General features: G+C 73.4%; 23 protein-coding genes and 1 tRNA gene. 9 read left to right on the top strand and 15 right to left on the bottom strand.

Going from position 1 to position 26,758, the window contains the following annotated elements:
- Window positions 1-64: 64 nt before the first annotated feature.
- The 3 genes from glmU to MLUT_RS14265 all read right to left on the bottom strand — a co-directional run bounded on the left by glmU (window position 65) and on the right by MLUT_RS14265 (window position 2,976).
- On the bottom strand, window positions 65-1,558 hold the full coding sequence (gene glmU, locus MLUT_RS14275; RefSeq protein ID WP_010079288.1) for a bifunctional UDP-N-acetylglucosamine diphosphorylase/glucosamine-1-phosphate N-acetyltransferase GlmU: 1,494 nt from the start codon (window positions 1,556-1,558) through the stop codon (window positions 65-67).
- Between the two features lie 37 nt (window positions 1,559-1,595).
- Window positions 1,596-1,667, bottom strand: a tRNA-Gln gene (locus tag MLUT_RS14270).
- A gap of 64 nt (window positions 1,668-1,731) precedes the next feature.
- On the bottom strand, window positions 1,732-2,976 hold the full coding sequence (locus MLUT_RS14265; RefSeq protein ID WP_144407142.1) for a sugar transferase: 1,245 nt from the start codon (window positions 2,974-2,976) through the stop codon (window positions 1,732-1,734).
- A 107-nt stretch (window positions 2,977-3,083) separates the two neighbouring features.
- On the opposite strand from MLUT_RS14265, the gene MLUT_RS14260 reads away from it, so the two are divergent.
- Window positions 3,084-4,337, top strand: a complete 1,254-nt coding sequence (locus MLUT_RS14260) for an IS256 family transposase (RefSeq protein WP_010079481.1) — start codon at window positions 3,084-3,086, stop codon at window positions 4,335-4,337.
- Between the two features lie 24 nt (window positions 4,338-4,361).
- Here the strand turns inward: MLUT_RS14260 and MLUT_RS14255 are convergent, their stop codons facing one another.
- The 7 genes from MLUT_RS14255 to rsmI all read right to left on the bottom strand — a co-directional run bounded on the left by MLUT_RS14255 (window position 4,362) and on the right by rsmI (window position 12,426).
- Window positions 4,362-4,658, bottom strand: a complete 297-nt coding sequence (locus tag MLUT_RS14255) for a hypothetical protein (protein ID WP_231936565.1) — start codon at window positions 4,656-4,658, stop codon at window positions 4,362-4,364.
- A gap of 140 nt (window positions 4,659-4,798) precedes the next feature.
- On the bottom strand, window positions 4,799-6,640 hold the full coding sequence (locus MLUT_RS14250; protein ID WP_010079290.1) for an ABC-F family ATP-binding cassette domain-containing protein: 1,842 nt from the start codon (window positions 6,638-6,640) through the stop codon (window positions 4,799-4,801).
- A gap of 65 nt (window positions 6,641-6,705) precedes the next feature.
- A complete protein-coding gene (locus tag MLUT_RS14245) occupies window positions 6,706-7,674 on the bottom strand; it encodes a 4-(cytidine 5'-diphospho)-2-C-methyl-D-erythritol kinase (RefSeq protein ID WP_010079291.1) in 969 nt (322 codons plus the stop codon).
- Entirely contained in the window at window positions 7,671-8,594 is a 924-nt protein-coding gene (rsmA, locus tag MLUT_RS14240; RefSeq protein WP_010079292.1) for a 16S rRNA (adenine(1518)-N(6)/adenine(1519)-N(6))-dimethyltransferase RsmA, read from the bottom strand. Before rsmA ends, MLUT_RS14245 begins: the two co-directional genes overlap by 4 nt.
- Window positions 8,595-8,833: 239 nt before the next feature.
- Window positions 8,834-9,787 carry a TatD family hydrolase gene (locus MLUT_RS14235; protein WP_010079294.1) on the bottom strand — a complete coding sequence of 318 codons (954 nt, stop codon included), beginning with the start codon at window positions 9,785-9,787 and terminating at the stop codon, window positions 8,834-8,836.
- Window positions 9,788-9,907: 120 nt separating this feature from the next.
- Complete coding sequence (locus MLUT_RS14230) at window positions 9,908-11,395, bottom strand: NAD-dependent succinate-semialdehyde dehydrogenase (protein WP_010079295.1); 1,488 nt, start codon at window positions 11,393-11,395, stop codon at window positions 9,908-9,910.
- A 173-nt stretch (window positions 11,396-11,568) separates the two neighbouring features.
- A complete protein-coding gene (gene rsmI, locus MLUT_RS14225; RefSeq protein ID WP_010079296.1) occupies window positions 11,569-12,426 on the bottom strand; it encodes a 16S rRNA (cytidine(1402)-2'-O)-methyltransferase in 858 nt (285 codons plus the stop codon).
- 97 nt (window positions 12,427-12,523) lie between these two features.
- Here rsmI and MLUT_RS14220 point away from each other — a divergent pair, with 97 nt between their 5' ends.
- A complete protein-coding gene (locus MLUT_RS14220; protein WP_010079297.1) occupies window positions 12,524-14,137 on the top strand; it encodes a dolichyl-phosphate-mannose--protein mannosyltransferase in 1,614 nt (537 codons plus the stop codon).
- Between the two features lie 68 nt (window positions 14,138-14,205).
- Window positions 14,206-16,044, top strand: a complete 1,839-nt coding sequence (locus MLUT_RS14215) for an AMP-dependent synthetase/ligase (RefSeq protein ID WP_010079298.1) — start codon at window positions 14,206-14,208, stop codon at window positions 16,042-16,044.
- A gap of 76 nt (window positions 16,045-16,120) precedes the next feature.
- On the opposite strand, the gene MLUT_RS14210 is transcribed toward MLUT_RS14215, so the two are convergent.
- Window positions 16,121-17,341 carry a TIGR01906 family membrane protein gene (locus tag MLUT_RS14210; protein ID WP_010079299.1) on the bottom strand — a complete coding sequence of 407 codons (1,221 nt, stop codon included), beginning with the start codon at window positions 17,339-17,341 and terminating at the stop codon, window positions 16,121-16,123.
- 47 nt (window positions 17,342-17,388) lie between these two features.
- Window positions 17,389-18,948, bottom strand: coding sequence for an adenosylhomocysteinase (gene ahcY / locus MLUT_RS14205; protein WP_010079300.1), 1,560 nt, complete (start codon window positions 18,946-18,948; stop codon window positions 17,389-17,391).
- A gap of 129 nt (window positions 18,949-19,077) precedes the next feature.
- Here ahcY and MLUT_RS14200 point away from each other — a divergent pair, with 129 nt between their 5' ends.
- Window positions 19,078-20,085: an IS481 family transposase gene (locus MLUT_RS14200; protein WP_012750762.1), complete on the top strand. Its 1,008-nt coding sequence runs from the start codon at window positions 19,078-19,080 to the stop codon at window positions 20,083-20,085.
- A 31-nt stretch (window positions 20,086-20,116) separates the two neighbouring features.
- Here MLUT_RS14200 and MLUT_RS14195 read toward each other — a convergent pair whose 3' ends face one another.
- Entirely contained in the window at window positions 20,117-20,419 is a 303-nt protein-coding gene (locus MLUT_RS14195) for a DUF3499 family protein (RefSeq protein ID WP_010079302.1), read from the bottom strand.
- A 62-nt stretch (window positions 20,420-20,481) separates the two neighbouring features.
- Here MLUT_RS14195 and MLUT_RS14190 point away from each other — a divergent pair, with 62 nt between their 5' ends.
- On the top strand, window positions 20,482-21,057 hold the full coding sequence (locus tag MLUT_RS14190) for a hypothetical protein (protein ID WP_012750761.1): 576 nt from the start codon (window positions 20,482-20,484) through the stop codon (window positions 21,055-21,057).
- Window positions 21,058-21,082: 25 nt separating this feature from the next.
- Here the strand turns inward: MLUT_RS14190 and MLUT_RS24040 are convergent, their stop codons facing one another.
- Complete coding sequence (locus MLUT_RS24040; RefSeq protein WP_010079304.1) at window positions 21,083-21,613, bottom strand: WhiB family transcriptional regulator; 531 nt, start codon at window positions 21,611-21,613, stop codon at window positions 21,083-21,085.
- Between the two features lie 241 nt (window positions 21,614-21,854).
- Here MLUT_RS24040 and MLUT_RS14180 point away from each other — a divergent pair, with 241 nt between their 5' ends.
- A complete protein-coding gene (locus MLUT_RS14180) occupies window positions 21,855-22,508 on the top strand; it encodes a TIGR03089 family protein (RefSeq protein WP_012750760.1) in 654 nt (217 codons plus the stop codon).
- Window positions 22,509-22,567: 59 nt separating this feature from the next.
- Here the strand turns inward: MLUT_RS14180 and MLUT_RS14175 are convergent, their stop codons facing one another.
- Window positions 22,568-23,176 carry a GtrA family protein gene (locus tag MLUT_RS14175; RefSeq protein WP_010079306.1) on the bottom strand — a complete coding sequence of 203 codons (609 nt, stop codon included), beginning with the start codon at window positions 23,174-23,176 and terminating at the stop codon, window positions 22,568-22,570.
- A 168-nt stretch (window positions 23,177-23,344) separates the two neighbouring features.
- Between MLUT_RS14175 and MLUT_RS14170 the strand changes: the two genes are divergently transcribed.
- The 3 genes from MLUT_RS14170 to MLUT_RS14160 are packed head-to-tail and all read left to right on the top strand — an operon-like array spanning window position 23,345 to window position 26,717.
- Window positions 23,345-24,550 carry a 5-(carboxyamino)imidazole ribonucleotide synthase gene (locus MLUT_RS14170; RefSeq protein ID WP_041779773.1) on the top strand — a complete coding sequence of 402 codons (1,206 nt, stop codon included), beginning with the start codon at window positions 23,345-23,347 and terminating at the stop codon, window positions 24,548-24,550.
- Entirely contained in the window at window positions 24,547-25,104 is a 558-nt protein-coding gene (purE, locus tag MLUT_RS14165; protein ID WP_010079307.1) for a 5-(carboxyamino)imidazole ribonucleotide mutase, read from the top strand. Before MLUT_RS14170 ends, purE begins: the two co-directional genes overlap by 4 nt.
- Window positions 25,104-26,717, top strand: coding sequence for an LCP family protein (locus MLUT_RS14160; RefSeq protein ID WP_010079308.1), 1,614 nt, complete (start codon window positions 25,104-25,106; stop codon window positions 26,715-26,717). The genes purE and MLUT_RS14160 overlap by 1 nt, the downstream gene beginning before the upstream one ends.
- Window positions 26,718-26,758: the final 41 nt, after the last annotated feature.

Raw genomic sequence — 26,758 nt, 5'->3', positions numbered from 1 at the left:
GTGTCACAACCGTACCGGAATCGGTACGGTTGTGACACGCCGACCTCTTGTCGGGCGCGCGGGGTCAGCCCTGAGCGCCGGAGCCCTCCGCGCCGGCGGCCCGCGCGGCCTCGGCCGAGGAGGTGCCCGGGCGCTTGGCCGGCACCCAGCCCTCGAGGGTGCGCTGGCTCACGGCGTTCAGCGCCAGTGCCCCGGCGGGCACGTCCTCGCGGACCACGGCGCCCGCGCCGGTGTAGGCGCCGTCGCCCACGGTCACCGGGGCCGTGAACACCGTGTTGGAGCCGGTGCGCACGTGCGCGCCGATCACCGTGCGGTGCTTGTTGACGCCGTCGTAGTTGGCGGTGATGTTGCCGCAGCCGATGTTCGTGTACTCGCCGATCTCGGCGTCGCCGGCGTAGCCGAGGTGGGAGAGCTTGGCGCCGCGGCCGATGGTGACCTTCTTCGTCTCGTAGAACGCGCCGATCCTGCCCTCCTCGCCCAGCACGGTGCCCGGGCGCAGGTAGGTGAACGGGCCGATGCTCGCGTCCGCGCCGATCACGGCCTCCGTGGCGTCGGTCCGCTTGACCACGGCGCGCTCCCCCACCTGCGTGTCCGTGAGGGTGGAGTCCGGGCCCACCACGGCGCCGGTGGCCACCGACGTCGCACCGTGCAGCTGCGTGCCCGGCTTGAGAGTGACGTCCGAGGACAAGGTGACGGTGACGTCCACCCACGTGGAGGAGGGGTCCACCACGGTGACGCCCTCCTTCATCCAGTGGCGCAGCACGCGCTCGTTCAGCCGACGGCCCAGGTCGGAGAGCTGGCGGCGGTCGTTGGCGCCCTCGACCTCCCACACGTCCTGCGTGCCCACGGAGGCCACGCGGCCGCCCTCGTCCCGGGCCATGCCCAGCACGTCCGTGAGGTACTTCTCGCCCTGCACGTTGTCCGTGGAGATCGCCGGGAGCGTGCGCCGCAGCAGGGCGGCGTCGAAGGCGTAGATGCCGGAGTTGACCTCGCGGATCGCCACGAAGGAGTCGTCCCCCGTGGACTCGGCGTGGGCGAGGGCGTCCTTGTGCTCCATGATCCGCTCCACGAGGCCCTCGGCGTCGCGGACGATGCGGCCGTAGCCCGTGGCGTCCTCGAGGGTGGCGGTGAGCACGGTGACGGCGTTGCCGTCCGCCTCGTGGTCCGCGACGAGGCGGGCGAGCGTCTCCGGGGTCAGCAGCGGGACGTCGCCGTAGGTCACCACGACGGTGCCCTCGAGGTCCGCGGGCAGGGCGGCCAGGCCCAGCTCGACGGCGCGGCCCGTGCCCGGCACGTCGTCCTGGTCGGCGATCGCCAGCGCGTCGATGCCCAGCTGGGCCGCCACCGTCTCGATGTGCTCGGCCACGCGGGCCCGCTCGTGCCGGACCACGGCCACGAGGTGCTCCGGCGCAAGCGACCACGCCGCCGCGAGCGCGTGGCCCACGAGGGAGCGTCCCCCGATCGCATGCATGATCTTCGGCGTCGTCGACTTCATGCGGGTGCCCTGGCCCGCGGCCAGGACGATCACGGCGGAGGGACGAGCGGACGGCTGGGACATGGGGGCTCCTGCACCGGTGGGGGTCAGAGGACGGGGGTTCCGCCCCTAGGATTCGAACCTAGACCGCACGGCTCCAAAGGCCGGCGTGCTGCCATTACACCAGGGCGGAGCGCCGGGCCCCAGGGGGCGGCGACGACGGCCCATTCTTCCACACAGGTCGTGCGGATCCGGGGTCAATAGGCGCCGTCGGCGGCGATCACGGCCTTGACGGTCCGCCCCAGGATCACGAGGTCGCCCAGGATGGACCAGTTCTCCACGTAGTAGAGGTCCAGGCGGACCGCCTCCTCCCACGGGAGGTCGGACCGGCCGGAGACCTGCCAGAGGCCCGTGATGCCGGGCTTCACCAGGAACCGGCGGTGCACGTACTGGTCATAGGCCTCGACCTCGTGCGGCAGGTGGGGCCGCGGGCCCACGAGGGACATGTCCCCCCGCAGCACGTTCACGAGCTGGGGCAGCTCGTCGATGCTGGTGCGGCGGATGAACCTGCCGACCTTCGTGATGCGCGGGTCGTCCTTCATCTTGAACAGCACGTCCGCATCCCCGCCATCCGAGACGAGCCGCTGCCGGATCTTCTCGGCGTCCACCACCATGGAGCGGAACTTGAGCATGGTGAACGGCCTGCCGCCGAGACCGATGCGCTCCTGCCGGAACAGCACCGGCCCGCCGTCCGTGGCCTTGACCGCGATCGCGACGGCGATCAGCAGCGGCGAGATGATGATCAGGCCCAGACCCGACGCGACGACGTCGAACCCCCGCTTGACGAATGCCTTGCCCTCGGAGAGGCGCGGGGTGGAGAGGTGGATGAGCGGCAGACCCGCGAGGGGCTGCGTGTGGAGACGGGGTCCGGCGACGTCCACGAGGGCGGGCGCCATGATCAGGGAGACGCCGCGCTCCTGCAGCTCCCAGCCCAGCCGGCGGACGTCCCCGGGGACGAACGAGTGGCCCGAGGTGATCACCACCGCTTCGAGGTCGCGCTCTTCCACGAGGGCGACCAGGTCCTCCACGGTGTCCAGGTCCGTGGAGACCGGTATCGGGAGGTAGTCCTCCCGCCGGGCCTTGTATCCGGGGAGAGCCGCCGCCACGGGGGCGTAGCCGGCGCCGGCCTCGGAGTCGAGGGTCTGGAAGATGTGCCGGACCGCCTTCGGGCCGCCGACGAGCAGGAGCCGCCGCCGGAACCTGCCGCGGTGTCGCTGCCGCGCCACCCACCTGCGCACGAGGAACCGGCCCAGCAGGAGCAGGAGGACACCCAGCGGCAGAGCCAGGCCCACGTAGCCGCGCGCCACTTCGAGACCTGCCGCATAGGCGAGGATCGCGAAGGTGCCGAAGAGATAGAGAGTGCTCTGCAGGACCCGCTTGTACTCCTCGCTGCCCGCCCCCAGGATCCGGATGTCCCGCGACCCCTGAGTTGAGTCCCGCATAGTGGTGTAGCGCCCGGTGGTCGGGCACGTCGTTCCAGACGTGGACGCGGCCACCGTGTGATCCTTCGAGTCAACCTCTCACAGAATCCTCGAATGGAGTCATCACGATGACCGCTCCTCATATTGTCGACCCTGCCGGCCTGCTGGGCGAAGCCCTGTCCGAGGCCTCCCCGGACATGATGCGCCACCTGCTGCAGACGATGATCAACACCCTGCTCTGCGCTGACGCCGATGCGGTGGTCGGCGCCGAATGGGGCAAACCCTCCCGTGACCGCACGGCCCAGCGCAATGGGTACCGGCACCGGGACCTGGACACCCGGGTCGGCACCGTGGACGTGGCCATCCCGAAGCTGCGCTCGGGCACCTACTTCCCGGAATGGCTGCTCGAGCGGCGCAAGCGGGCCGAATCGGCGCTGATCACCGTGGTCGCAGACTGCTACCTGGCCGGTGTCTCTACCCGGCGGATGGACAAGCTGGTCAAGACCTTGGGCATCAATGCCCTGTCGAAGTCCCAGGTGTCCCGGATGGCCGCGGACCTCGATGAGCAGGTGGAGGCCTTCCGCCACCGGCCGCTCGGGGAGGCGGGACCGTTCACGTTCGTTGCCGCGGACGCGTTGACGATGAAGGTGCGTGAGGGCGGGCGCGTGGTCAACGCCGTGGTGCTGCTGGCCACCGGGGTCAATGGTGACGGCCACCGCGAGGTCCTCGGCCTGCGGGTGGCCACCTCGGAGACGGGGTCGGCGTGGAACGAGTTCTTCGCCGACCTGGTGGCCCGGGGCCTGACCGGAGTCCGCCTGGTCACTTCCGACGCCCACACCGGGCTCAAGGACGCCATCGCCGCGAACCTGCCCGGAGCGACCTGGCAGCGGTGCCGGACCCACTACGCGGCGAACCTGATGGGCATCACCCCCAAGTCCATGTGGCCGGCCGTGAAGGCCATGCTGCACTCGGTGTATGACCAGCCCGACGCCGCCAGCGTGGACGCCCAGTTCGACCGGCTGCTGGACTACGTCAGCGAAAAGCTGCCCGCGGTGGCCGAACACCTCGATGGTGCCCGGGCGGACATCCTGGCGTTCACCACGTTCCCCAAGGACGTGTGGACCCAGATCTGGTCGAACAACCCGGCCGAACGGCTCAACCGCGAGATCCGGCGTCGCACCGACGCCGTGGGCATCTTCCCGAACCGGGCAGCGATCGTGCGCCTGGTCGGGGCGGTGCTGGCTGAGCAGACCGATGAGTGGGCCGAGGGCCGCCGCTACCTCGGCCTCGAGGTGTTGGCCCGCTGCCGCCTCACCACCGTGGACGACACCGGGAACGAGGTGAACGCCGAACCGGAAACCACCCTCGAACTCAGCGCCTAACAGCACCAATGGAGGATCAGAGCGTTACACCACTACTCGGGACTTGACCGACCCCTGGATGCCCAGCGCGAGCACCCACGCCGCGCTCAGCGTGAGGCTGATGGTGCCGTAGTCGATGAGTTCGGCGCCGGGGAGGGTGATGCTTCGCGAGGCGCCGAACCGGAGCTGGGCCGAGACGAAGGTGGCCAGCAGCACCGCGACGAGGTCCACGATGAGGACGAGCAGCGGGAGGCCGCGCTCCCAGGGCCGACCCAGGACACGACCGCGGACGGTCGATCCCCTCCGGGGCATGGTCAGTTGATCACCGGGACTCGCGATCACGCTCTGCTCCTCCGTCCTGACGCGGGGGATGGTCCACGTCACATGGGGTCGGGCATGATGCTGTGCCCCGACCCCGATTATAGGGCGGAAACAACTGTCGGCTGGGCCACCTGCCACACTCTGCTGTGCGAGCCCGCCGGTCAGTCCCTGTCGGCGAGTTCAGCGGCCTGCAGCCACTCCTCCTCCAGGGCGTCCAGCTGCGCGTCGAGGTCCTTCAGGTCGGCGGAGGCCGCGGTGAGGGCGTCGAAGTCCTGCGCCTGCCCCAGCTCGGCCATCCGCGTTTCGAGGCCGGACCTGCGGTCCCGCAGCCGGGTCATCTGCTTCTCAAGCCGAGCCGTCTCCTTGCGGGCCCGCCGACGCTCCGCCTCGGTGGGTCCGGTGTCCTCCTCCGGCCCGCCCATGCCGGCGCACGTCCCGACGACGTCGTTGCGGCCTCGCGCCGCGCCGGCTCCCCGGGCCGGGCCGCCGGCGCCGTCCATCGCGGCGCGCAGCTCGAGGTACTGGTCCACCCCGCCCGGCAGGCCGCGGACCTTGCCGTCCCCGAGCAGGGCGACCTGGTGGTCGGTGACGCGCTCGAGCAGGTAACGGTCATGGGAGACCACCACCAGGGTCCCCGGCCACCCGTCCAGCACGTCCTCGACGGCGGCCAGGGTGTCCGTGTCCAGGTCGTTGGTCGGCTCGTCGAGCAGGAGGACGTTGGGCTCGCCCACGAGCAGGCGCAGCAGCTGCAGGCGCCGGCGCTCGCCGCCCGAGAGCTCGGAGACCTGCGTCCACTGCCGGGAGGTGCCGAAGCCGAGCATCTCGAGCAGCTGGCCGGAGGACATCTCGCGGTCACCGACCTGGAAGGACGAGCCCTCGCGGGCCATGACTTCGGCGACGCGCAGGTGGGCGACGTCGTCGAGCTCCTTCACGTCCTGGGTGAGGGTGGCCGAGACCACCGTCTTGCCGCGCTTCACCCGCCCCGAGCCCGGGGCGATGCGGCCGTCGAGCAGGCGCAGCAGGGTCGACTTGCCGGCACCGTTGACGCCGACCACGCCGAGCCGCTCGCCGGGTGCCAGGCGCAGCGTGACGTCGTCGAGGATCGGCTTCTCCCCCAGCGCCAGGCTCACGTGCTCGAGGTCGAGGACGTCCTTGCCCAGCCGGGCCGTGGCCATCTTCGCCAGGGACACCGAGTCGCGCGGGGCGGGGACGTCCTCGATGATGGCGCTGGCCGCCTCGATGCGGAACTTGGGCTTGGACGTGCGCGCCGGGGCGCCACGGCGCAGCCAGGCGAGCTCCTTCTTCACCAGCTGCTGACGCTTCTGCTCCGTCACCGCCGCCTGCCGGGAGCGCTCCGCGCGCGCGAGCACCCACGCCGCGTAGCCGCCGTCGAACGGGTCCACCGTGGCGTCGTGCACCTCCCACGTGCGCGTGCAGACCTCGTCGAGGAACCACCGGTCATGGGTGACCACCACGAGGCCGCCGTCGGTGGGGCGCCAGCGCTGCGTCAGGTGGCGGGCGAGCCACGCGACGCCCTCCACGTCCAGGTGGTTGGTGGGCTCGTCGAGGAAGAGGACGTCGTCGTCCCCGGCGAGCAGACGGGCCAGGGCCACGCGACGGCGCTGGCCGCCGGAGAGGCCCCGCACGGACTGCTCGAGGTCGAAGCCGTCGAGGAGACCGCCCAGGACGTCCCGGGCCTTGGGGTCCGAGGCCCACACGTGGTCGTCCACGTCCCCGACCACGGCCTGACGCACGGTGTGCTCCGGGTCGAGCCGGTCCTGCTGGTCCAGCACGCCCACGCGGACGCCGCCGCGACGGGTGACGCGGCCCGTGTCGGGTTCCTGGAGGCCGGCGAGGATGCGCATGAGGGTGGACTTGCCGTCGCCGTTGCGGCCCACGAGTCCGATCCGGTCCCCCTCATCCACGCCGAGGGAGAGGCCCTCGAGGACGGTGCGGGTGCCGAAGGCGATGCCGATGTTCTCGGCGCCGAGCAGGTGGGCCATGGAGGGAGTGGTCCTTTCCGGACGGAGGAGGGGTGGTCGGGTGCGGCGGGGTGCGCCGCCGGGTGTCACAGCACGTGGGCGCCGGGCACGGGGCCGTGGACGGGGAGGGCGCGCACGCCCGTGCGCTCCTCGATGGCCGAGGCCAGCCGCAGCGCGGAGGCCTCGTCCTGCACCACGAAGAGCAGGGTGGGGCCGGAGCCGGAGACCATGCCGCGCAGCGCGCCCTCGTCCAGACCGAGGTCGAGGACGTCCGAGAGCTCGGGGAACAGGACGACGGCCGGGGTCTGCAGGTCGTTGTCCATGGCGGTGGCGAGTGCGAGCGGGTCGGCCGCGGTGAGGGCCCGCAGGACGGCCTCGTTCACCTCGGGGCGCGCCGGCCCGTCGGGCAGGTGGCCCTCCCGGCGCAGCTCGTCCAGGGTCTGGAACACCGCGGGGGTGGACAGCCCGGCGTCCGCCGGGACGAGGACGAGGTGCAGCGGGGTGCGGGCCGCGACGGGGGTCAGCTCGGCCCCGGTCCCGAGCCCGACGGCGGCGCCGCCCAGCACGCTGAAGGGCACGTCCGCGCCCAGCGGGGCGGCCAGCTCGGCGAGTTCGGCGCGGGTGTGCCCGGTCTCCCACAGGACGCTGCACGCGAGCAGCGCGGCGGCCGCGTCGGCGGAGCCGCCGCCCATGCCACCCGCGACCGGGACCTGCTTGGCGACCTCGAGGTGGACGCCGTGGGTGTCAGGATCGAGCCCGAGGGTGCGCCGCAGGTGCGCGGCGGCGCGGTGCGCGAGGTTGCGCTCGTCCCAGGGCACGTCCTCGGTGTCCACCAGACTGATGTGGCGGCCCAACGGGCCGACGGTGATCCTCCCGTCCGTGCGCGCGATCGCCGTGACGGTCTCCCGCAGGCTGACGGCCAGGTACACGGTGGCCACGGGGTGGTAGCCGTCCGCGCCGGGCGGCCCCACCCGCAGGGACAGGTTCACCTTGCCGGGGGCGCTGACCGTGACGTGCCGGGCCGTGGGGTCGAGGCCGAGGTCCTCCGTCGTCATGCGCTCACCTCCTCCGCCGCACGCCGCGGGCCGTGCTCGGCGATCCGCGCGAAGGCCGCGATGTCCAGGGCCTCGCCGCGGGCCCGCGGGTCCACGCCGGCGGCCACCAGGGCGTCCTCCGCCGCCGGCGGCGATCCCGCCCAGGAGGCGAGCGCGGCGCGCAGGGTCTTGCGGCGCTGGGCGAAGGCGGCGTCCACCACGGCGAAGACCTCCCGGCGGGACGCGCTGCCCGCCGGCGGCTCGCGCCGGGTGAAGGCGACCAGCCCGGAGTGGATGCGCGGAGCCGGCCAGAACACCTGGGTGCCGATGGTGCCCGCCTTGCGCACGTCCGCGTACCACGCCGCCTTGGCGGACGGGACGCCGTAGACCTTGGATCCGGGCCCGGCCGCGAGACGGTCCGCGACCTCCTCCTGCACCATCACCAGGCCGTGCCGCAGCCCCGGCAGGACCGCGAGCGCGTGCAGCAGCACGGGCACGGCCACGTTGTAGGGCAGGTTCGCCACGAGCGCGGTGGGGCTGCCGGCAGCGGCAGCGGGCCGGACCTCGGCCAGGGCCTGCTCGCTCAGCGTCATGGCGTCCGCGTGCAGCACGGCGAGGGCGTCCTCGGCCCCGGGGCGGAACTCGGCGGCGGTGCGCGGCAGGCGGGCGGCGGTGACCGGGTCGATCTCGACGGCGGTGACGGCGGCGGCCGCGTCCAGCAGGCCGAGGGTGAGCGAGCCCAGCCCGGGGCCGATCTCCAGCACGTGCTCGTCCGCGCTCACGTCCGCGGCCTGCACGATGCGCCGGATCGTGTTCGGGTCGATCACGAAGTTCTGGCCCCACTGCTTGGTGGGACGCAGGTCCAGCTCGGCGGCGATGCGCCGCACGTCCGCGGCGCTCAGCAGCGGGGCGGGAACGGGGTGCGGGGAGGGCTGGACCATGCCCGCGAGTCTATCGGGGTACCGGACGGGGTAACCGGGGCGCAGCGGCGCGGGCTCCGCTCAGGTGGAGAGGTCACCGAGCCGGACGAGCCCGCGGAACTCGGGACTCGTCCCCTGCAGCCCGGCGAACGTGCCCGGGCCGATGACCAGGTCCATCCGGAACTGGCCCACACGGGAGGCCGGGTTTTGAGGAGTCGGGTCAGCAGGCCGTCCACCCCAGACACCGGGTCTGGATCGACTTAGAACGAGCCGTACACCCGGGCGGTGTTCTCACTCACCGCGCGGGCGAGGGCCGCCACGTCGTCTCCGCGCGTCTCCGCCATGCCCCGCAGGGTCACCGGGACCAGGTAGGGCGCGTTGGGGCGGCCCCGGTGCGGATGCGGCGTGAGGAAGGGCGCGTCCGTCTCCACGAGCAGCAGCTCGGCCGGGGCGATCCGCAGCGCCTCGCGCAGCTCGTCGTTGGCCTTGAAGGTGACGGGACCGGCGAAGGACATGTGCCAGCCGTGCTCGGTGCACGTGCGGGCCAGATCGGGGCCGCCGGAGAAGCAGTGGAACACCACGTGCGGGGGCAGCCCGCCGTCGGACGCCTCCTCGAGCAGGATCCGGACGACGTCGTCGTGCGCGTCCCGGTCGTGGATCTGCAGAGCCGTGCCGAGTTCGCGGGCGAGTCGGATGTGCCGGCGGAAGGACTCCTGCTGCGCCGCGTGGCCGGCCTCGTCCTGCGTCCGGAAGTAGTCGAGGCCCGTCTCACCCACCGCGCGCACGCGAGGGTGACGGGCGAACTCGGCGATCTCCGCGAACGCGTCCTCGAACTCGCCGCGCTCGGCCAGGCGGGCCGCGTCGTTGGGGTGCAGCGCCACGGCGCCGAGCAGGCGGGGCTCGGCCTCGATCGCCGCGATCGTGAACCGGGCCGAGGCGACGTCGCAGCCCACCTGGACCGCGCCGGTCACGCCCACGGCCTCCGCCGCGTCCATCGCCTGGTGGACGTCCACGCGGACCAGGCCGTCGCGGAAGTCGAGGTGCGTGTGGTTGTCCACGACGGGCACCGGCAGCGGCTCGGGTGCGGGCGGGTACTCGAGACGACGCTTGCGGCCCGACTTCTCCTCGTGGGCGTCCCGGCGCGGGCCGCCGTCGTCGTCCGGCTGCGGGGCGGGGGCGCGGTAGGCGAGCGGGGTCTCGGATGCGTGGGCCATGCACCCCACTCTAGGGAGACGAGCCCGGGGCCCCCGACACGCCTCGGGGGCGGTATCGGGTGGTATCCACGTCGGATACCACCCGATACCGCCCCCGGAGGGCACGGCTCGGCGCGAGGGTCAGGCCTTCGCGGCCGCCCACGGGTCGGCGATGCCGATGTACTGCACCGAGGTGTACTCCTCGATGCCCTCGGCGCCGCCCTCACGGCCCAGGCCCGACTGCTTCACGCCGCCGAACGGCGCGGCCGGGTTGGAGATGATGCCCACGTTGTAGCCCATGAGGCCGAACTCGATGCTCTCGGCCACGCGGTACATCCGGGCCTGATCCTTCGTGAACACGTAGGAGGCGAGGCCGTACTCGGTGTCGTTGGCCATCTCGATGGCCTCCTCCTCGGAGGCGAAGGTCACGATCGGGGCCACCGGGCCGAAGATCTCCTGCTGGAGGATCGGGTTGCCCTTCTCCACCTTGATCGCGGTCGGCGCGTAGAAGTAGCCGTCGCCCTCGATCTTGTGGCCGCCGGTGAGCACCTCGCCGCCGGCCGCCACGGCGTCCTGGACGAGCTGGTCGATGTCGTCGCGCGCGCCCTCGTCCACGATCGGGCCGAGGGTGGACTCCGGGTCGGTGCCGCGCAGGGGCTTGAGCGCCTCGAGCTTGGCCACGAACTTCTGCGTGAACTCCTCGGCCACGTCCTCGTGCACGAGGAAGCGGTTGGCGGCGGTGCAGGCCTCGCCCATGTTGCGCATCTTCGCGGCGAAGGCGCCCTCGACGGCGGCGTCCAGGTCCGCGTCCTCGAAGACGATGAGCGGGGCGTTGCCGCCGAGCTCCATGGAGGTGCGCAGGACGTTGTCCGCGGCGTCCTTCATGAGGCGCACACCGACCGGCGTGGAACCGGTGAAGGACACCTTGCGCAGGCGCCGGTCCTGCAGGATCGGGCCGGAGATCGACGAGGCGGAGGAGCCCGCGACGACGTTGAGCACGCCCTTGGGCAGGCCGGCCTCCTGCATCACCTGCGCGAACAGCTGGGTGGTCAGCGGGGTCAGCTTGGCGGCCTTGAGGACCATGGTGCAGCCGGCGGCGACGGCGGGGCCCACCTTGCGGGTGGCCATGGCCAGCGGGAAGTTCCACGGGGTGATCAGCAGGCACGGGCCCACCGGGCGGTGGTGCACCTGCATGCGCAGGGTGCCCTCGGGCACGGTGAGGGTGCGGCCGTAGTGGCGGCCGGCCTCCTCCGAGAACCAGCGCAGGAAGCCGTTGCCGTACGTGACCTCGCCGCGGGCCTCGGCGAGCGGCTTGCCCATCTCGAGGGTCATCAGCAGCGCGAAGTCCTCGGCGCGCTCGTTGATCAGGTCGTAGGCGCGGCGCAGGATGTCGGCGCGCTCCTTGGCCGGGGTGCGGGCCCACTCGGCCTGCGCGGCGCAGGCGGCGTCGAAGGCGGCCATGGCGTCGTCGGAGTTCGCGTCCTGCAGGCTCGCGATGACCTTGCCGGTGGCCGGGTCCTTCACGTCGAAGGTCTTGCCGGAGGAGGCATCTCGCCACTCGCCGTCGATCAGCAGGCCGGTGGGGACGGACTCCAGCAGCGCCTTCTCGCGCTCAGCGGTCACGGTCATGATGCACCTCTTTCGGGGTCGGTGGTCGGAGGCGGCACGCCCCGCGTCCTGAAAGGAAACGGGTGGACGGCCACGGCTATTCCGACGCCGCCCAGCGGCGGCTCCACGGCTGATCCTAGCCAGGCCCCGGGGCCGCGCCCCCGCGCATGAGCATCTGTGTAGCCGGGGACGCGTCAGCCCCGGGCCGCGAGCACCGCCTGGTAGAGCTCCCGGCTCCGCATCCCGTGGGCTCCGGCCACCGCGGCCACGGCCTCCTTGAGCCGGGTGCCGGACTCCACCAGCACCGCCACCTCGGCGACGGCGTCCGCCTCGGACGCCTCGCCCTCGGCGCCGGGCGCGGGCGGCCCGATCACCAGCACGATCTCCCCGCGGATCCCCTCCCCCGCGTGCCGCTCCGCAGCCCAGGCCTGCACCTCGGCCGCGGTGCCGCGCACCACCTCCTCGTGCAGCTTGGTGAGCTCGCGGGCCACGCACACCGGCCGTTCCGGTCCGAGGACCTCCACGACGACGGCCAGCGCGTCCGCCAGACGCTGCGGCGATTCGAAGGCGACCACGGTGCGCGCCTCGGTCAGCAGGGAGGTGAGCCATCGCCGTCGTTCCCCGTCCTTGCGGGGGACGAAGCCGTCGAAGGCGAACCGGTCCGTCGGCAGGCCGGAGAGGGCGAGCGCGGTGGTCACGGCGGAGGGGCCGGGCGCGCAGGTCACGGGCAGCCCTGCGGACACCGCGGCCGCCACGAGCCGGTACCCCGGGTCCGAGACCGTGGGCATGCCCGCGTCCGAGACCACCGCCACCGTGGCACCGCCCCGCACCTGGTCCAGCAGCCCCTGGGCGGAGGCCGCCTCGTTGTGCTCGTGATGGGCCACCACCCTGCCCGCCGGGGTGACGCCCAGTCCGGCGCACAGGCGCCGCGCGGTCCGGGTGTCCTCGGCGGCGATCACGTCCGCCTCCGCCAGCAGCTCACGCAGGCGCGCGGACGCGTCCCCGAGGTTGCCGATGGGGGTGGCGGCCAGGACGATGCGGCCCTCGGGCATGGGACGACCTTTCGACGGACGGGACGGCTGCCCCGAGCCTACGGCCCCGGTCACCGTGCACGTCTCGCCGTCCACCCGTCCCCCTAGCATGGAGCCCGTGCCCGCCACCGCCCTCGCCCCCCGCCCCGCCGCCGTCGCGGCCGACGACGGCCCCTTCGGCGTCGCCGCCCTGCGCGCCCGCCTCGGGGTGAGTGCGGCACCCCTGACGCGGTGGCACTGGATCCTGCCGCTGCTGGTCACGGCGATCGCCGGCGTCCTGCGGTTCACGAACCTGGCCCACCCGGATCAGCTGATCTTCGACGAGACCTACTACCCCAAGGACGCCTACTCCCTCCTGGAGTCCGGCTACGAGCGGCGGTGGGACGAGGACGTCAACGACGCGTTCGCGCGCGGCGAGGCGGAGCCGCTCGAGGGGGCCGCCTACGTGGTGCACCCGCCGCTGGGCAAGTGGCTGATCGGCCTGGGCATGCTCGCGTTCGGCCCGGACAACGGGGTGGGCTGGCGGTTCAGCGCCGCGGTGGCCGGCACGCTCTCCGTCCTGCTGGTCGCCCTCGCCACGCAGCACCTGCTGCGCTCGGTGTCCCTGGGCGCGGTCGCCGGGCTGCTGCTGGCCGTGGAGGGCCACCACCTGGTGATGTCCCGCATCGGGCTGCTGGACATCTTCCTCTCGTTCTTCGTGCTCGCGGCCTTCGCCGCGCTGCTGGCGGACCGCGTGCACGGGCGGCGGCTGCTCGCGGAGCGGCTCGCCCTCGACGTCGCCCGGCGGGGACGCGACGCCCTGGCCAGCGGGCCGTGGCTCGGCTGGCGCCCGTGGCGACTGCTCGCGGGCGTGCTGCTGGGCGCCGGCTGCGCCGTGAAGCTCTCCGGGCTGGCGTTCATGGCGGCCTTCGGCCTGCTCACGGTCCTGTGGGACATGTCCGCGCGCCGGACCGCCGGGGTGCGGCACTGGGCGTGGGCCGGCGTCGAGAAGGACGGCCTGTACGCGTTCGTGGCCGTGGTGGGCGGCGGCCTGGTCGCCTACCTGGCCTCGTGGACCGGCTGGTTCGTCACGGGGGGCGGCTACTACCGGGACTGGCACCGGGACAACCCGCCGGAGGGCCTGCTCGCCGGGCTGGTCCCCGGCCCGCTGCGCTCCCTGTGGCACTACCACGAGGAGTCCACGACCTTCCACCAGGGCCTCACCAGCCCCCACGACTACGCCGCCAACCCGTGGACCTGGCCGTTCATGGGCCGGCCCGTGAGCTACTACTACGAGGGCGCAGAGCCCGGCGAGGGGATCTGCCCGGCGGACGCCGCGGGCGCGTGCTCGTCGGCCATCACGGACATCGCCAACCCGTTCGTGTGGTGGACGGGCCTGGCCGCCGTCCTCGTGTGCGTGTGGCTGCTGGTGCGCCACCGGGACTGGCGGGCCGGCGCCCTGCTCGGCGCCTACGCGGCCGGGCAGCTGGTGTGGTTCCTGTGGCCCGAGCGGACCATGTTCTTCTTCTACACGATCGCCTACGAGCCCTTCCTCGTGATGATGATCGCCCTGGCGCTCTCGCTGCTGCTGCGGCCGGGCCGCCGGCCCGGGCCCCGCTGGGGCTCGGCCCTGGTGCTGGCGTACGTGACGATCGCCGTCGCCGTGTCCCTGTTCTTCCTTCCCGTGTGGATCGGCGACGTCATCCCGTACGACCAGTGGCGCTGGCGGATGTGGTTCAGCAGCTGGATCTGACGGCCGCGGAGCGGGCGCGGGTGTGCCCGACCGCGCGCCGCACGCCCGGAAATGGATACGCTCGGACCGTGCAGAACCAGAGCCCCGTCCATGAGTCCGCCACCGAGCTCGTCGGCATGCCGCCGGCGGACTCCAACATCACGGACCTGATCGTCGCCTCCTGTGCCGATCGGCCGGACGCCCCCGTGTACGCCCAGCGCAACGGCGCGGGCGGCTGGGTGGACGTCCACTTCACCGCGTTCCTGACCCAGGTGCGCGCCGTGGCGGCCGGCCTCATCGCCCGCGGCGTCCAGCCCGGGGACCGGGTGGGCCTGTTCTCCCCCACCTCCTACGCGTGGGCCGTCCTCGACCAGGCCGTGTGGTTCGCCGGCGCCGTCTCCGTGCCGATCTACGAGACCTCCTCCGCCCACCAGGTGGAGCACATCGTCACGGACTCGGGGCTGCGGGTGGTCGCCGTCGGCAGCGAGGAGCTCGACGAGCGTGTCGCCGAGGCCGCCGGGCACGCGGGCGTGGACGTGGCGACGTTCCCGCTGACGGACGCGGGGCTGGCGGAGCTGGCCGAGGCCGGCGCGTTCGTGTCGGACGACGCCGTCGAGCACGCCCGCTCCCTGGCGACCCTCGCCAGCCCCGCCTCGATCGTCTACACCTCCGGCACCACCGGCCGCCCGAAGGGCGCCGTGATCACGCACGGCAACTTCGTGGGCGCGGCCATCAACGTGCTGCACTTCGCGCGCGAGGTGGTCCAGTGGTCCCCGGAGACGACGACGTCGCGCACCCTGCTCTTCCTCCCGCTGGCCCACGTGCTCGCCCACGCCGTCCAGGTCATCTGCCTGTACGCCCGCATCCAGGTGGCCCACTCCGGTTCCCCGGCCACGCTGCTCGGCGACCTCGCCTCCTTCCACCCCACGTGGCTGCTGGCCGTGCCGCGCGTGTTCGAGAAGGTCGAGGCCGGCATCGAGGCCAAGGCCCAGAAGGGCGGCACCGGGCGGATCTACGCGGCGGCCAAGCGCACCGCCATCGAGTGGTCCACGGCCGTGGACGAGGCCGAGTTCGGGGACGGCCCCGGCCCCTCGGCCCTGCTGCGCGCCCGGCGTGCGCTGTTCGACCGGCTGGTCTATCGCAAGATCCGGGAGGCCCTCGGCGGCGAGGTGATCTCGTGCGTGTCCGGCGCGTCCGCCCTCTCCCCGGAGCTGGTGCACTTCTTCCGCGGCGCCGGCATCCCGATCGTGGAGGGCTACGGCCTCACGGAGACCACCGCGCCGGCCACCGTGAACATCCCCGGCGCGCACCGCGTGGGCACCGTGGGCCTGCCCGTGGCCGGGGTGACGGTGAAGATCGCCGAGGACGGCGAGATCCTCATCCGCGGGCCCGTGGTGTTCGACGGCTACCACGGCATGCCGAAGGCGTCGGCGGAGGCGATGGAAGACGGCTTCTTCCGCACCGGGGACATCGGCGCGCTGGACGAGCACGGCTTCCTGCGGATCACCGGCCGCAAGAAGGACGTGATCATCACCGCCGGCGGCAAGAACGTGTACCCCACACCCATGGAGGAGGCGCTGCGCCAGCACCGGCTCATCGAGCACGTCGTGGTGGTCGGGGAGAACCGCCCGTTCGTGGGCGCCCTCATCACCCTGGACGCCGAGGCCCTCACCCAGTGGGCCCTGGACCGCGAGCTCAGCCTCACTCCGGCCGAGGCCGCCACGGACCCCACCGTGCTGGCCTCGATCCAGGAGGCGGTGGACCAGGTCAACGCGGGCGTCTCCCGCGCCGAGTCCATCCGCCGCTTCCGCATCCTGGACCACCCGTTCACCGAGGACTCCGGGCACGTCACCCAGTCCCAGAAGCTCAAGCGGGCCCAGGTGATCGAGGACCACGCCGAGGACGTCGAGGCCCTCTACCGCCGCTGACCCCGCCCCCCGGACGACGACGGGCCGGGAGGACGCCTCGTCCTCCCGGCCCGTTCCCGGTGCCGTCCGGCGGCGGTCAGCGCACCTCGGCGTCGTCCTCCCGGGCCCACCGCAGGCGGGTGCGCAGCAGCTGCTCGCGGCGGTCCGCGCTCAGCTCACGACGGCGTCGCGTGGGCCACGTGACCACGAGCGTCACGAGGGACGCCAGCAGGGTCACCAGCCCGACCACCACGGCGGCGTCCACCCAGAACTGCTCGGGGTAGAGGCGGATGAGGGCGTCCCGCACGGAGAACGTCCACGTGCCGTCCGCGAAGAACAGCGAGTGGAACCCGGCGAAGAACGTCTCCCAGCCCAGCACCGCCAGGACCGCGAGCGCGATCACCGCGAGCGGCAGCCACACGGCGCCGGCGAACAGGGCGCGGCGCACCCCGCCGGGGCTGGTGCGCAGCAGGGACGCGATGAGCAGGGCGCACACCACCACGAGCAGCACGAGCGCCGCGGCGGCGATCCACAGCACGGTCTTCACGTCCGTCATGTGGTCGACCTCGACCTCGGTGAACAACGGCGCGCCCTGGTGCGTGAGGCTGCTGAGGTACCGCGGCCCGGCCAGGTTGGTCACGTAGTCCAGCCCGGCGGAGCCGTAGTGCATGCGGTCGGCGAGGGTGAAGCCGAACCGGTCCGCGGGGAACCCGGGTCGGTGGTACTCCAGCCACAGGAACACCGGGCTCGCCACGAGGCGGACGGCGGCCAGCAGCAGGGCGAGCGGGGCGAGGATCGCCAGCAGCACCTGCGCCAAGCGCGGGCCCGCCTTGGGCAGGCGCGCGCGCTCCTCCGGCGTGGGGCCCTGCAGGGCCGCCGCCTGCGCCATGGGGGCGGCGGTGCCGTCCTCGGGGTAGCGGTCGACCGGGGCGGCTGTGCTCGACCCTGCCGCGCGGGCCCCGACGGCGGCGCTCAGCGGGCCGAGCTCGTCGGCACCGGGCAGCGGCCGCCGGTCGCCCTCGGGCACGGCCCGGGAGGCGACGATGTCGCGGTCGGCGTCCGCGGCCGGGCGGCCGGCGTCGCGTCGGTCTGCGGCCGCCGCGTCCCCGCCGCGCAGCGCGGCGAGGTCCTCGGGGCTGAGCGCCGAGGTGTGCTGGGCGCCGCCGTCGTCGTCCCGGCCCATGGCGGGCAGCGCCTGGGTGCGGTTCGCGTCGTCCGCGGCGTCGTCCTGGACGAACGCGCCGTAGTCCAGCCCGGATTCGAAGTCCTCCGCCCCGGCGCGCTCGTCGCGCCCGCGGCCGGCCTGATGGGAAGCCATGTCCGTGCCTCTCTCGAGTGGGTCCGTCCGCCCGCGGGCGTCGGGGATCAGTAGCGGTAGTGGTCGGCCTTGAAGGGGCCGGCCACGTCCACGCCGAGGTACTCGGCCTGGGCCTTGGTCAGCTCGGTCAGCCCGACGCCGAGGGCGTCCAGGTGCAGGCGGGCGACCTTCTCGTCCAGCACCTTGGGCAGCGTGTAGACGCGCTTCTCGTAGTGCTCGCCGGTCAGGGCGCCGGTGCCCGTGGAGCCGCCGAAGAGCTCGATCTGCGCCATCACCTGGTTGGAGAAGGACGCGCTCATCACGAACGAGGGGTGGCCGGTGGCGTTGCCGAGGTTCAGCAGGCGGCCCTCGGAGAGCACGATGATGCTGCGCTCGGCCTCCGTGCCGCCGTCCAGGGTCCACTCGTGGACCTGCGGCTTGATCTCCGTCTTCACGACGCCGGGGATGCGGGCCAGGCCGGCCATGTCGATCTCGTTGTCGAAGTGGCCGACGTTGCCCACGATCGCCTTGTCCTTCATGGCGGCCATGTGCTCGGCCATGATGATGTCCTTGCCGCCGGTGGTGGTGACGAAGATGTCGCCCTCGCCCACCACGTCCTCGAGGCGGGCCACCTGGTAGCCGTCCATCGCGGCCTGCAGCGCGCAGATCGGGTCGATCTCCGTGACGATCACGCGGGCGCCCTGGCCGCGCAGGGCCTCGGCGGCGCCCTTGCCGACGTCGCCGTAGCCGCAGACCACGGCGACCTTGCCGCCGATCAGCACGTCCGTGGCGCGCATGATGCCGTCCGGCAGCGAATGGCGGATGCCGTACTTGTTGTCGAACTTGGACTTGGTCACGGCGTCGTTCACGTTGATCGCCGGGAAGAGCAGGCGGCCCTCCTGCGCCAGCTGGTAGAGGCGCAGCACGCCCGTGGTGGTCTCCTCGGAGACGCCGCGCAGGGTGCCGGCGGTGCGGGTCCAGTGCTGCGGGTCGCGGGCCAGCGAGCGACGCAGGGTCTCGAGGATGATCCGGTACTCCTCGGGGTCGTCCTCGGTGGCGCTGGGCACGGCGCCCGCGGCCTCGAACTCGACGCCCTTGTGCACCAGCAGGGTGGCGTCGCCGCCGTCGTCCAGGATCATGTTGGGGCCGCGCTCCGGGTCCTCGGCGGCGCCGGGCCACGTGAGGATCTGGGAGGCGGTCCACCAGTAGTCCTCGAGGGTCTCGTTCTTCCATGCGAACACGGGCACGCCCTGCGGGTCCCCCGGGGTGCCTTGGCCCACGACGACGGCGGCCGCGGCCTCGTCCTGCGTGGAGAAGATGTTGCACGAGGCCCAGCGGACCTCGGCGCCCAGGGCCGTGAGGGTCTCGATCAGCACGGCGGTCTGCACGGTCATGTGCAGCGAGCCGGCGATCCGCGCGCCCTTGAGCGGCTGCGACTCCCCGTACTCCTCGCGCAGGGACATCAGGCCCGGCATCTCGTGCTCGGCCAGGCGGATCTGGTGGCGGCCCGCCTCGGCCAGGGAGAGGTCCCGGACGGTGAAGTCGAACGCGGCGCCGGGCACCGTGGTGCGGTTGGCGTAGGCCGGGTCGACGTCGGGCGTGCGGGTCTCTGCGGGGGTCTCAGTCATGCACCTCAGCCTAGCTGTTGTGGGGCATGAGGTTCTTGGCACGAGGGCCGGGCTGAGATGAGACGAGTGGGCCTCTCCCGCAGGATGGAAGTTCCTACACCACCCACCTGCCCGAAAAGAGACCCACTCATGACTCACGCTAATGCACCCCTGACTCCCACCGGCCGTCTCAGGATGGTCCACCGCCACCTGCACGACGGGATCCCACAGGCGCACGTGGCCGCCGAGTTCCGGGTGAGCCGGCCCACGGTGGCCACCTGGGTGGCCCGCTACCGTGCCGAAGGCGAGGCCGGCCTTCAGGACCTGCCCAGCCGGCCGCACCGTTCACCTGCCCAGCTCGACCCCGAGGTGGTGGCCCAGATCCAGACCCTGCGTCGCAGGGAGAAGTGGTCGGCCCGCCGGATCCATCACCACCTCGTCTCTGAAGGCCACCGGGTGTGCCTCCGAACGGTGGGCAGGTGGCTGCACCGGCTGGGCATCTCCCGGTTGCCAGACCTCGCGCCCACGGGTGAGGACCTGCGCCAACGACCGCAGAAGATCACCGCCCGCGGCCCGGGGCACATGGTGCACCTGGACGTGAAGAAGATCGGGCGCATCCCCGAGGGGGGCGGCTGGCGTGCTCACGGACGGGACTCCGAGAACGCGCGAGCAGCCAAGCGCGGGCCTGGCCGGCGGGTCGGGTACACCTACCTGCACTCGGCGATCGACGGGTACACCCGCCTGGCGTACACCGAGGCGTTGGAGGATGAGAAAGCGGTGACCACGATCGGGTTCTTCTGCCGGGCGAGGGCGTTCTTCGCCGCCCACGGCATCACCGTGGACCGGGTGGTCACGGACAACGGGAACAACTATCGGGCCGCGGAGTTCACCGCCAAGGTGGTCTCGCTCGGGGGCCGGCACCACCGGATCCGCCCATACACGCCCCGCCATAACGGGAAGGTCGAACGCTACAACCGGCTGATGGTCGATGAGGTCCTCTACGCCCGCCCGTATACCTCAGAGACAGCTCGGCGTGAGGCGTTGGCAGTGTGGGTGAACCACTACAACTACCATCGGCCTCATACCTCCTGCGGAGACGCTCCTCCGGCCTCACTGGCCCCGGCCCGAGTCAACAACGTCATGACCTCCTACACCTAGCGACGCCCCGGACGGCACGACACGTGCCGCGTCAGTCCCCGTCACGCACCACGCGCAGCCCGGGGCGGGCCGGCGGGGCGGCCATGGGCCGGGTGGGGACCGTGCGCACTCCGCCGTCCGCGTCGAGGGCCTCATAGTGCTCGGGCAGCTCCAGCCGCAGCACCTCCCAGCCGCGCGGGGCCGTGGTGCGCCGAGCGTGCTCGCCGCAGAGGTCGTACGTGTGCGGCTCCGCCCGGCGCGACAGAGGCCCGATGACCACCTGCGAGTCCGCGTAGTTGTACGTCAGCGTGGCCAGGGCAGGGCTCTGGCATCCGGTCTTGCTGCAGCGTCGCATGGGTCCCACGCCCGCCACCCTACTCGGCGGACGGCCCGGGGCGGTGGCCTACCATGGCGCGCATGACCGCGTCCGCCGCCTCCGATCCCCTCGACCCCCTGCCGTTCCGGGCGGGCGACGCCGCGGGCCCGGAGCGGGGCACGTCCGGCGGCCCGGTCGAGACGGGAGCCCCTCAGCCGGGCGCCGCCGCGTCCGGCGCGGGCGGCCACGGCGCGCGGCGCACGCGCGACCGCCGCGGCCGCGGGCTGCGCCACCCCCGCCCCTTCGGCCTGCGCTCCGAGCGGGGCCGCGGCGAGGCACTGCTGACCGCCGTCGAGAAGGCCGTCGACCGGCTGGCGGCGCTGGAGGCCCCCGGGCTGCGGCACGTGACCGCGCGGGTGGAGCGCATCCCGGACCGGCTCGACGAACGGCTGCGCGAGCTGCACGCCGGCCGGGAACGGGATGAGGAGGCGCTGTTCGCGCGGGCCGAGCGGCAGGGCCGGGACGGGGTGCTGATCACCCTGTTCGAGCGGCCGCTGCGGGACGCGGCCGACCCGGCCGACCTCGAGGGGGCCGTCTACGGGGTAGCACTGAGCCGCTGCGCCGAGGCCCTGGGCGTGGACCCGCAGGTGCTCGACCCCAGCTGGGGCCGCGGCTGAGCCGGGGCCGGGTGGCCGCCGGGCGTCAGGCGCGGGCGCGGCGCAGCCGGCGGCGCTCCCGCTCGGAGAGGCCGCCCCAGATGCCGAAGCGCTCGTCGTTCTCCATGGCGTACTCGAGGCACTGGTCCTTGACCACGCAGGCCTCGCACACGCGCTTGGCGTCCCGCGTGGAGCCGCCCTTCTCCGGGAAGAACGCCTCGGGGTCCGTCTGGGCGCACAGCGCGTCCACCTGCCAGGCCAGCTCGCCCTCGACGGGCTCGGTGACCAGGCCCGGGATCGCGGCCCAGTCGTCCGCGACGGGCGCGGCCTCGACCGGCCGGCCGGGGTCACCCGGGAAGAGGGCGGTGACGGTGGCGGACGGGGTGCCGGCCTCGTCCTCGAGGTCGTGGGCGGAGAGCAGGGCGGTGGCCTGGTCCTCCAGGGTGGCGGCGTCGGCGCCGGCCAGCGGATCGGCCGGGTCCAGGAACCAGTCACTGGGGACTCCGCGCGGGCGAGGCGCCGCCGCCTGCGCCGACTCGGCGCGGTGCGCGTCCTCGACTCGCTGGGTCTGCTCCATGTGTGACGCCTCTTCCCGGGATCGACGTGGCTGACGCGGGATCCCGTTCTCCTGCCGGTCCGCGCGGGCCCCGGACAAGCCGGTGCGGCCCCTGTGAGAGGCCGCTGACCCGGCCTTCATTACATCGGTGTGATTCGTGTCCCGTCAAGCCGAGCACGGGCCCGCCGGGGCCCCGGACCTCGGCCCCGGGGCCGACCCCGGGGGCCGCCGCGGCGCGGGATCGGGGTGCCAGACTGGGTGCATGGTCTCCCTCTCCGCGCCCCACTCCACCGGCCCCCTCGTGCTGCGCCTGGCCTCCTCACCGCGCCCCGCGCTCGTCCAGGAACCGGGCGCCCCCGGCGAGCACGGCGCCGTGGACCAGCGCATCGAGCTCTCCGGCCGCGTCACCGTGAACTGGGCGGCCAAGACGGCCGGCCTGCTGGCGGACGAGGGCCTCGGCCCCGGCGACCCGGTGGCCCTGGACCTGCCCGCCCACTGGCTCTCCCACGCCCTGGCCCTCGGCGTGCTCTGCGCCGGCGCCAAGCCCGCCGACGACGGCGCCACCCCCGCGGCCGTCCTCACCGACCGCCCTGAGCGCTGGACCGACCCGGCCACCGCCGTGTTCGCCGTCGCGCTGCCCCGCGGGCTCGAGCTCCCGACCGGCGGCACCGCGGCCGACCCGTCCGTGGTGGACGTGGCCGCCGAGATCCTCGGCCAGCCCGACGCCCTGCCCGGCCCCGTGGACCACGTGCGCCCCGAGGCCCTGCCGGCCGCCGACGTCGCCGCGGCGGACGGGGACGCCCGAACTGACGAAGACCAGGACGACGACGGCCCGCGCCCCCGCCTCACGTGGGCGGGGATGCGGGCCGTGCTGCAGGCGTGGGACGCCGGGCGGGCGGTGCAGGTGCACCCCTGACGGGGCGGGATTGCGGACCCGCGCGCCGGGCTCAGCGCACCGGGCTCAGAGCTCCGGGCTCAGGAGGCGCGGTGGCGGGCCGGGCCATCGTCCCGACGGACGTGGCGCTCGGCCGGGCGGCCCCGCGCCTCGTGGCGGCCGTGCGGGTGCAGCTGCTCGTCGCGCAGCACGGGCATCTGGCCGGTGATGATCGCGATGTCGTTGGCGAAGCCGGGCTCCACGTCCAGCTCCTCCTTGAACACCCAGAACCGGTAGGCGAAGTAGCGGAACACGGTGCCGAAGAACAGGCCCACCACGTTGCCGGCGATGAACAGGCCGCCCGGGTCCGTCACGCCCATCAAATACTGCGCGATGAACACGCAGCCCGCCTGGATGCCCAGGCCGATCGCGTTCATCAGCAGGAACATGACGAGCTCGCGGGTCTTGTTGGACGAGCGCTTCTCGCGGAACGTCCAGTAGCGGTTGGCGACCCAGCTGAACAGGGTGGCGACGACGCCGCCCACGATCTTGGCCTTGACGTTGGACCCCTCGAGCGGGCCGGTCATCATCCACCAGAAGACGAGCGAGTCCACCACGAACGCGGCCGCACCGACGGTGCCGAACTTGGCCACCTCCCGCCACAGCAGGGCGACCATCCCGGTCAGGCGGCCCCAGAGATCGGACAGCATGGGCGTGGACTCCTCGGTTCGGGACGGGGACGGGGGTGTGGACGCGAGGCGGACCCGCGCAGGGCTGGGGAACACTGTAGCCGCGCCCCCGGCGCGCGCCCTCCTCGGATCCGGCATCGGCCGCCCCTCCGTGACGGAGTTCTCAGCCGGTCCGACTACCCTGTGCGGGTGACTTCCCCTCGACTCGGTGTGATCGGCGGCGGGCAGCTGGCCCGCATGATGGCGGGCGCCGCCGCGGAGCTCGGTGTGCCCTTCCGCGTGCTCGCGGAGGCCCCGGACGCGTCAGCGGCCCAGGTCGCCCCCCACATGGTCGGCGACCACGCGGACCTGGCGGACCTGCGCGCGTTCGCGGCCACGGTGGACGTGGTCACCTTCGACCACGAGCACGTGCCCACCGAGCACCTGCGGGCCCTGCAGGAGGCCGGCGTCGCCGTGCGCCCCGGCCCCGAGGCCCTGCAGCACGCCCAGGACAAGCTGGTCATGCGCGCCGCCGTCGAGCGGATGGGCCTGCCGAACCCGGCGTGGGCACCGGTCGACGACCTCGAGGCCGTCCTCGCCTTCGGCGACGAGCACGGCTGGCCGATGATCCTCAAGACCCCCCGCGGCGGCTACGACGGCAAGGGTGTGCTCAAACTCGACGACGCCGACGACGCCCGCGCCTCCGCCGCGGACGGCACCCTGGCCGCGTGGCTCGGCGCCGGCATCACCCCGCTGCTGGCCGAGGCCCTCGTCCCCTTCTCCCGTGAGCTCTCCGCGCAGGTGGCGCGCACCCCCTCCGGTGAGGTGGCCGTCTACCCCGTGGTCGACTCGGTCCAGGTGGCCGGCGTGTGCGACCTCGTGGTCGCCCCGGCCCAGGACCTCGACCCGGCCGTCGCCGCGGCCGCGACCGCCGCGGCCGTCCGCCTCGCCGAGGAGCTGGACGTCACCGGCATGCTCGCGGTCGAGCTGTTCGAGACGCCGGGGGTCGGCCCCGGCTTCCAGGTGAACGAGCTGGCCATGCGCCCCCACAACTCCGGCCACTGGTCCATGGACGGCGCCGTCACCGGGCAGTTCGAACAGCACGTCCGCGCCGTGCTCGACCTGCCGCTGGGCCAGACGGCCCCCCGCGGGGCCGGCGTCGTGATGAAGAACGTCCTCGGCGGCGCCCGCGAGGACCTGCACGCCGGCAGCGTCGCGGCCCTCGCCGCCCACCCGCAGGCCAAGGTCCACCTCTACGGCAAGGACGTGCGCCCGGGACGCAAGGTCGGTCACGTCAACGTCGTCGCGGACCACGGCCTCAGCCTCGAGGAGGCCGTGCGGACCGCCGAGTCCGCCGCCGCACTCCTGCGCGACGACGCCCCCACCACCGGCACCGAGACGGAGGCCCGCCCATGACCGCCACGCCCCAGACCCCTGCCCAGCCCCTGCAGGACGACGCCCCGGTCGTCTCCGTCGTGATGGGCTCCGACTCCGACTGGCCCGTGATGAGCGCGGCCGCCGAGGCCCTGCGCGAGCTCGACGTGCCCGTCGAGGTCGGCGTGGTCTCCGCGCACCGCATGCCCCACGAGATGGTGGAGTTCGGCGCCCGCGCGCACCAGCGCGGCATCCGCGTGATCGTGGCCGGCGCGGGCGGCGCGGCGCACCTGCCCGGGATGCTCGCCGCCGTCACCCCCCTGCCCGTGATCGGCGTGCCCGTGAAGCTCAAGAGCCTGGACGGGATGGACTCCCTGCTCTCGATCGTCCAGATGCCGGCCGGCGTGCCGGTGGCCACCGTCTCCATCGACGGCGCCCGCAACGCCGGCCTGCTGGCCGCCCGCATCCTCGCCTCGGCCGACACCGCGGAGGGCGACCGCCTGCGCGCCGCCCTCGCCGAGCACGCCGACGAGCTCAACGCCCAGGCCCGGGCCAAGGGAGCCCGCCTGCGCGAGCGGATGGCCGCCGACCGCTGATGTCGACCGCCCCCGGATCCGTGCCCGCCGGTCACGCGCAGCCCGACCCGCTTCGGGACCCGCGCGTCGCCTCCCCCACCGAGCGCACCCGCCGGGCGCTGATCCTCACCACCCTGACCCTGCTGGTCCCCGGCGGCGCCCAGCTCGTCGCCGGCAGCCGCCGGCTCGGCCGCGTGGCGCTGCGGGTCACCGTCACCGTGTGGGCCGTGCTGCTCCTCGGGCTGCTGTGGTGGCTGGTCTCCCGCGCGAGCCTGATCTCACTCATGGCCCGGGACGGCGTGCTGCTCGGACTGGCGGTGGTCCTGGCGGCGTTGGCGGTGGGCTGGGCGGTGCTGTGGGTGGACACGTTCCGGCTGATCCGGCTGCACCTGCTCGCCCCCGGCGCGCGGAAGATCACGGCGGCGGTCACCGCGCTCGCGCTCGTGCTCACCAGCGGCGCCCTGCTCTACGGCGGCTGGGCCGCGAACACGAGCCGCGGGGCGCTCGGCGAGGTATTCCAGGAGGGACCGGCCGTCCCGGAGGCCGAGGGCCGCTACAACATCCTGGTCCTGGGCGCGGACGCCGGCGAGGGCCGGCAGGGGCTGCGCCCGGACTCCATGCACGTGGTCTCCGTGGACGCCCGCACCGGCGCCATCGTGATGTTCTCCCTGCCCCGCAACCTCCAGGACGTGCCGTTCATCGAGGGCTCCCCGCTGTGGGACGTCTACCCGAACGGCTTCGACTGCGGCGACGAGTGCATCCTCAACGCCCTCTACACGGACGTGGAGGAGCATCACGCAGACCTCTACCCGGACGCCGAACACCCCGGCGCCGAGGCCATGAAGGACGCCGCCGGCGGCATCCTCGGGCTGGACATCTCCGGCTACGCCCTCATGGACATGGGCGGCTTCGCCCAGCTGATCGACGCCATGGGCGGGGTGGACGTCGTCAGCGGCGGCTACGTGGTCCACCGCGGCGTCCGGCCCGACGGCGCCTGGGGCAACATCTGGTGGGAGCCGGGCACCCACCACTTCAACGGCGACGATGCGCTCGCCTTCGCCCGCTCCCGGCACTGGTCCACCGACTACGCCCGCATCCGCCGGCAGCAGTGCATGCAGGCGGCGATGCTGGAGCAGTTCAGCCCCGCCACCGTGCTCACCCGCTTCGAGGAGATCCTCGCGGCGGGCCAGCAGATCGTGACCACCGACCTGCCGCAGTCCCAGCTGGGCACGTTCGTGGACCTCGCCGAGCGCTCGCGCGGCCAGAGGATGCGGCGGCTGACCGTCGGCCCGCCCGACTTCGGCGACACGGGCACCCACTTCACCACCTATCCCGACTACGACCTCGTCCACCGCCGCGTGGACGAGATGCTGGCCGACGAGTCCGTGACCGCCGGGTCGGACCCGACCGGCGTCACGGCGACGCCGCTGCTCACCGCGCTGGCCGTCGTCGCGCAGGAGACGCAGACCCCCGACGTCGACGAGGATGACCCGGCCACGTGGCCGGCCCCGCCGACCCGCTCCGACGGCGAGCCCTTCACCGCCGAGGACCTGATGACGGCCGAGGACCTGGGCCAGGAGGACGTGCTGAACCACGCGTCCTCGACGAACGGGCTGTGCGTCCCCGCCCCGTGAGGCGCGACGCGCGGGCCGACGGGCTGATCTAGGCTGGGCGC

It is taken from the genome of Micrococcus luteus NCTC 2665, assembly GCF_000023205.1.
GTDB lineage: Bacteria > Actinomycetota > Actinomycetes > Actinomycetales > Micrococcaceae > Micrococcus > Micrococcus luteus.
This window is presented reverse-complemented; position numbering and strand designations above follow the sequence as displayed.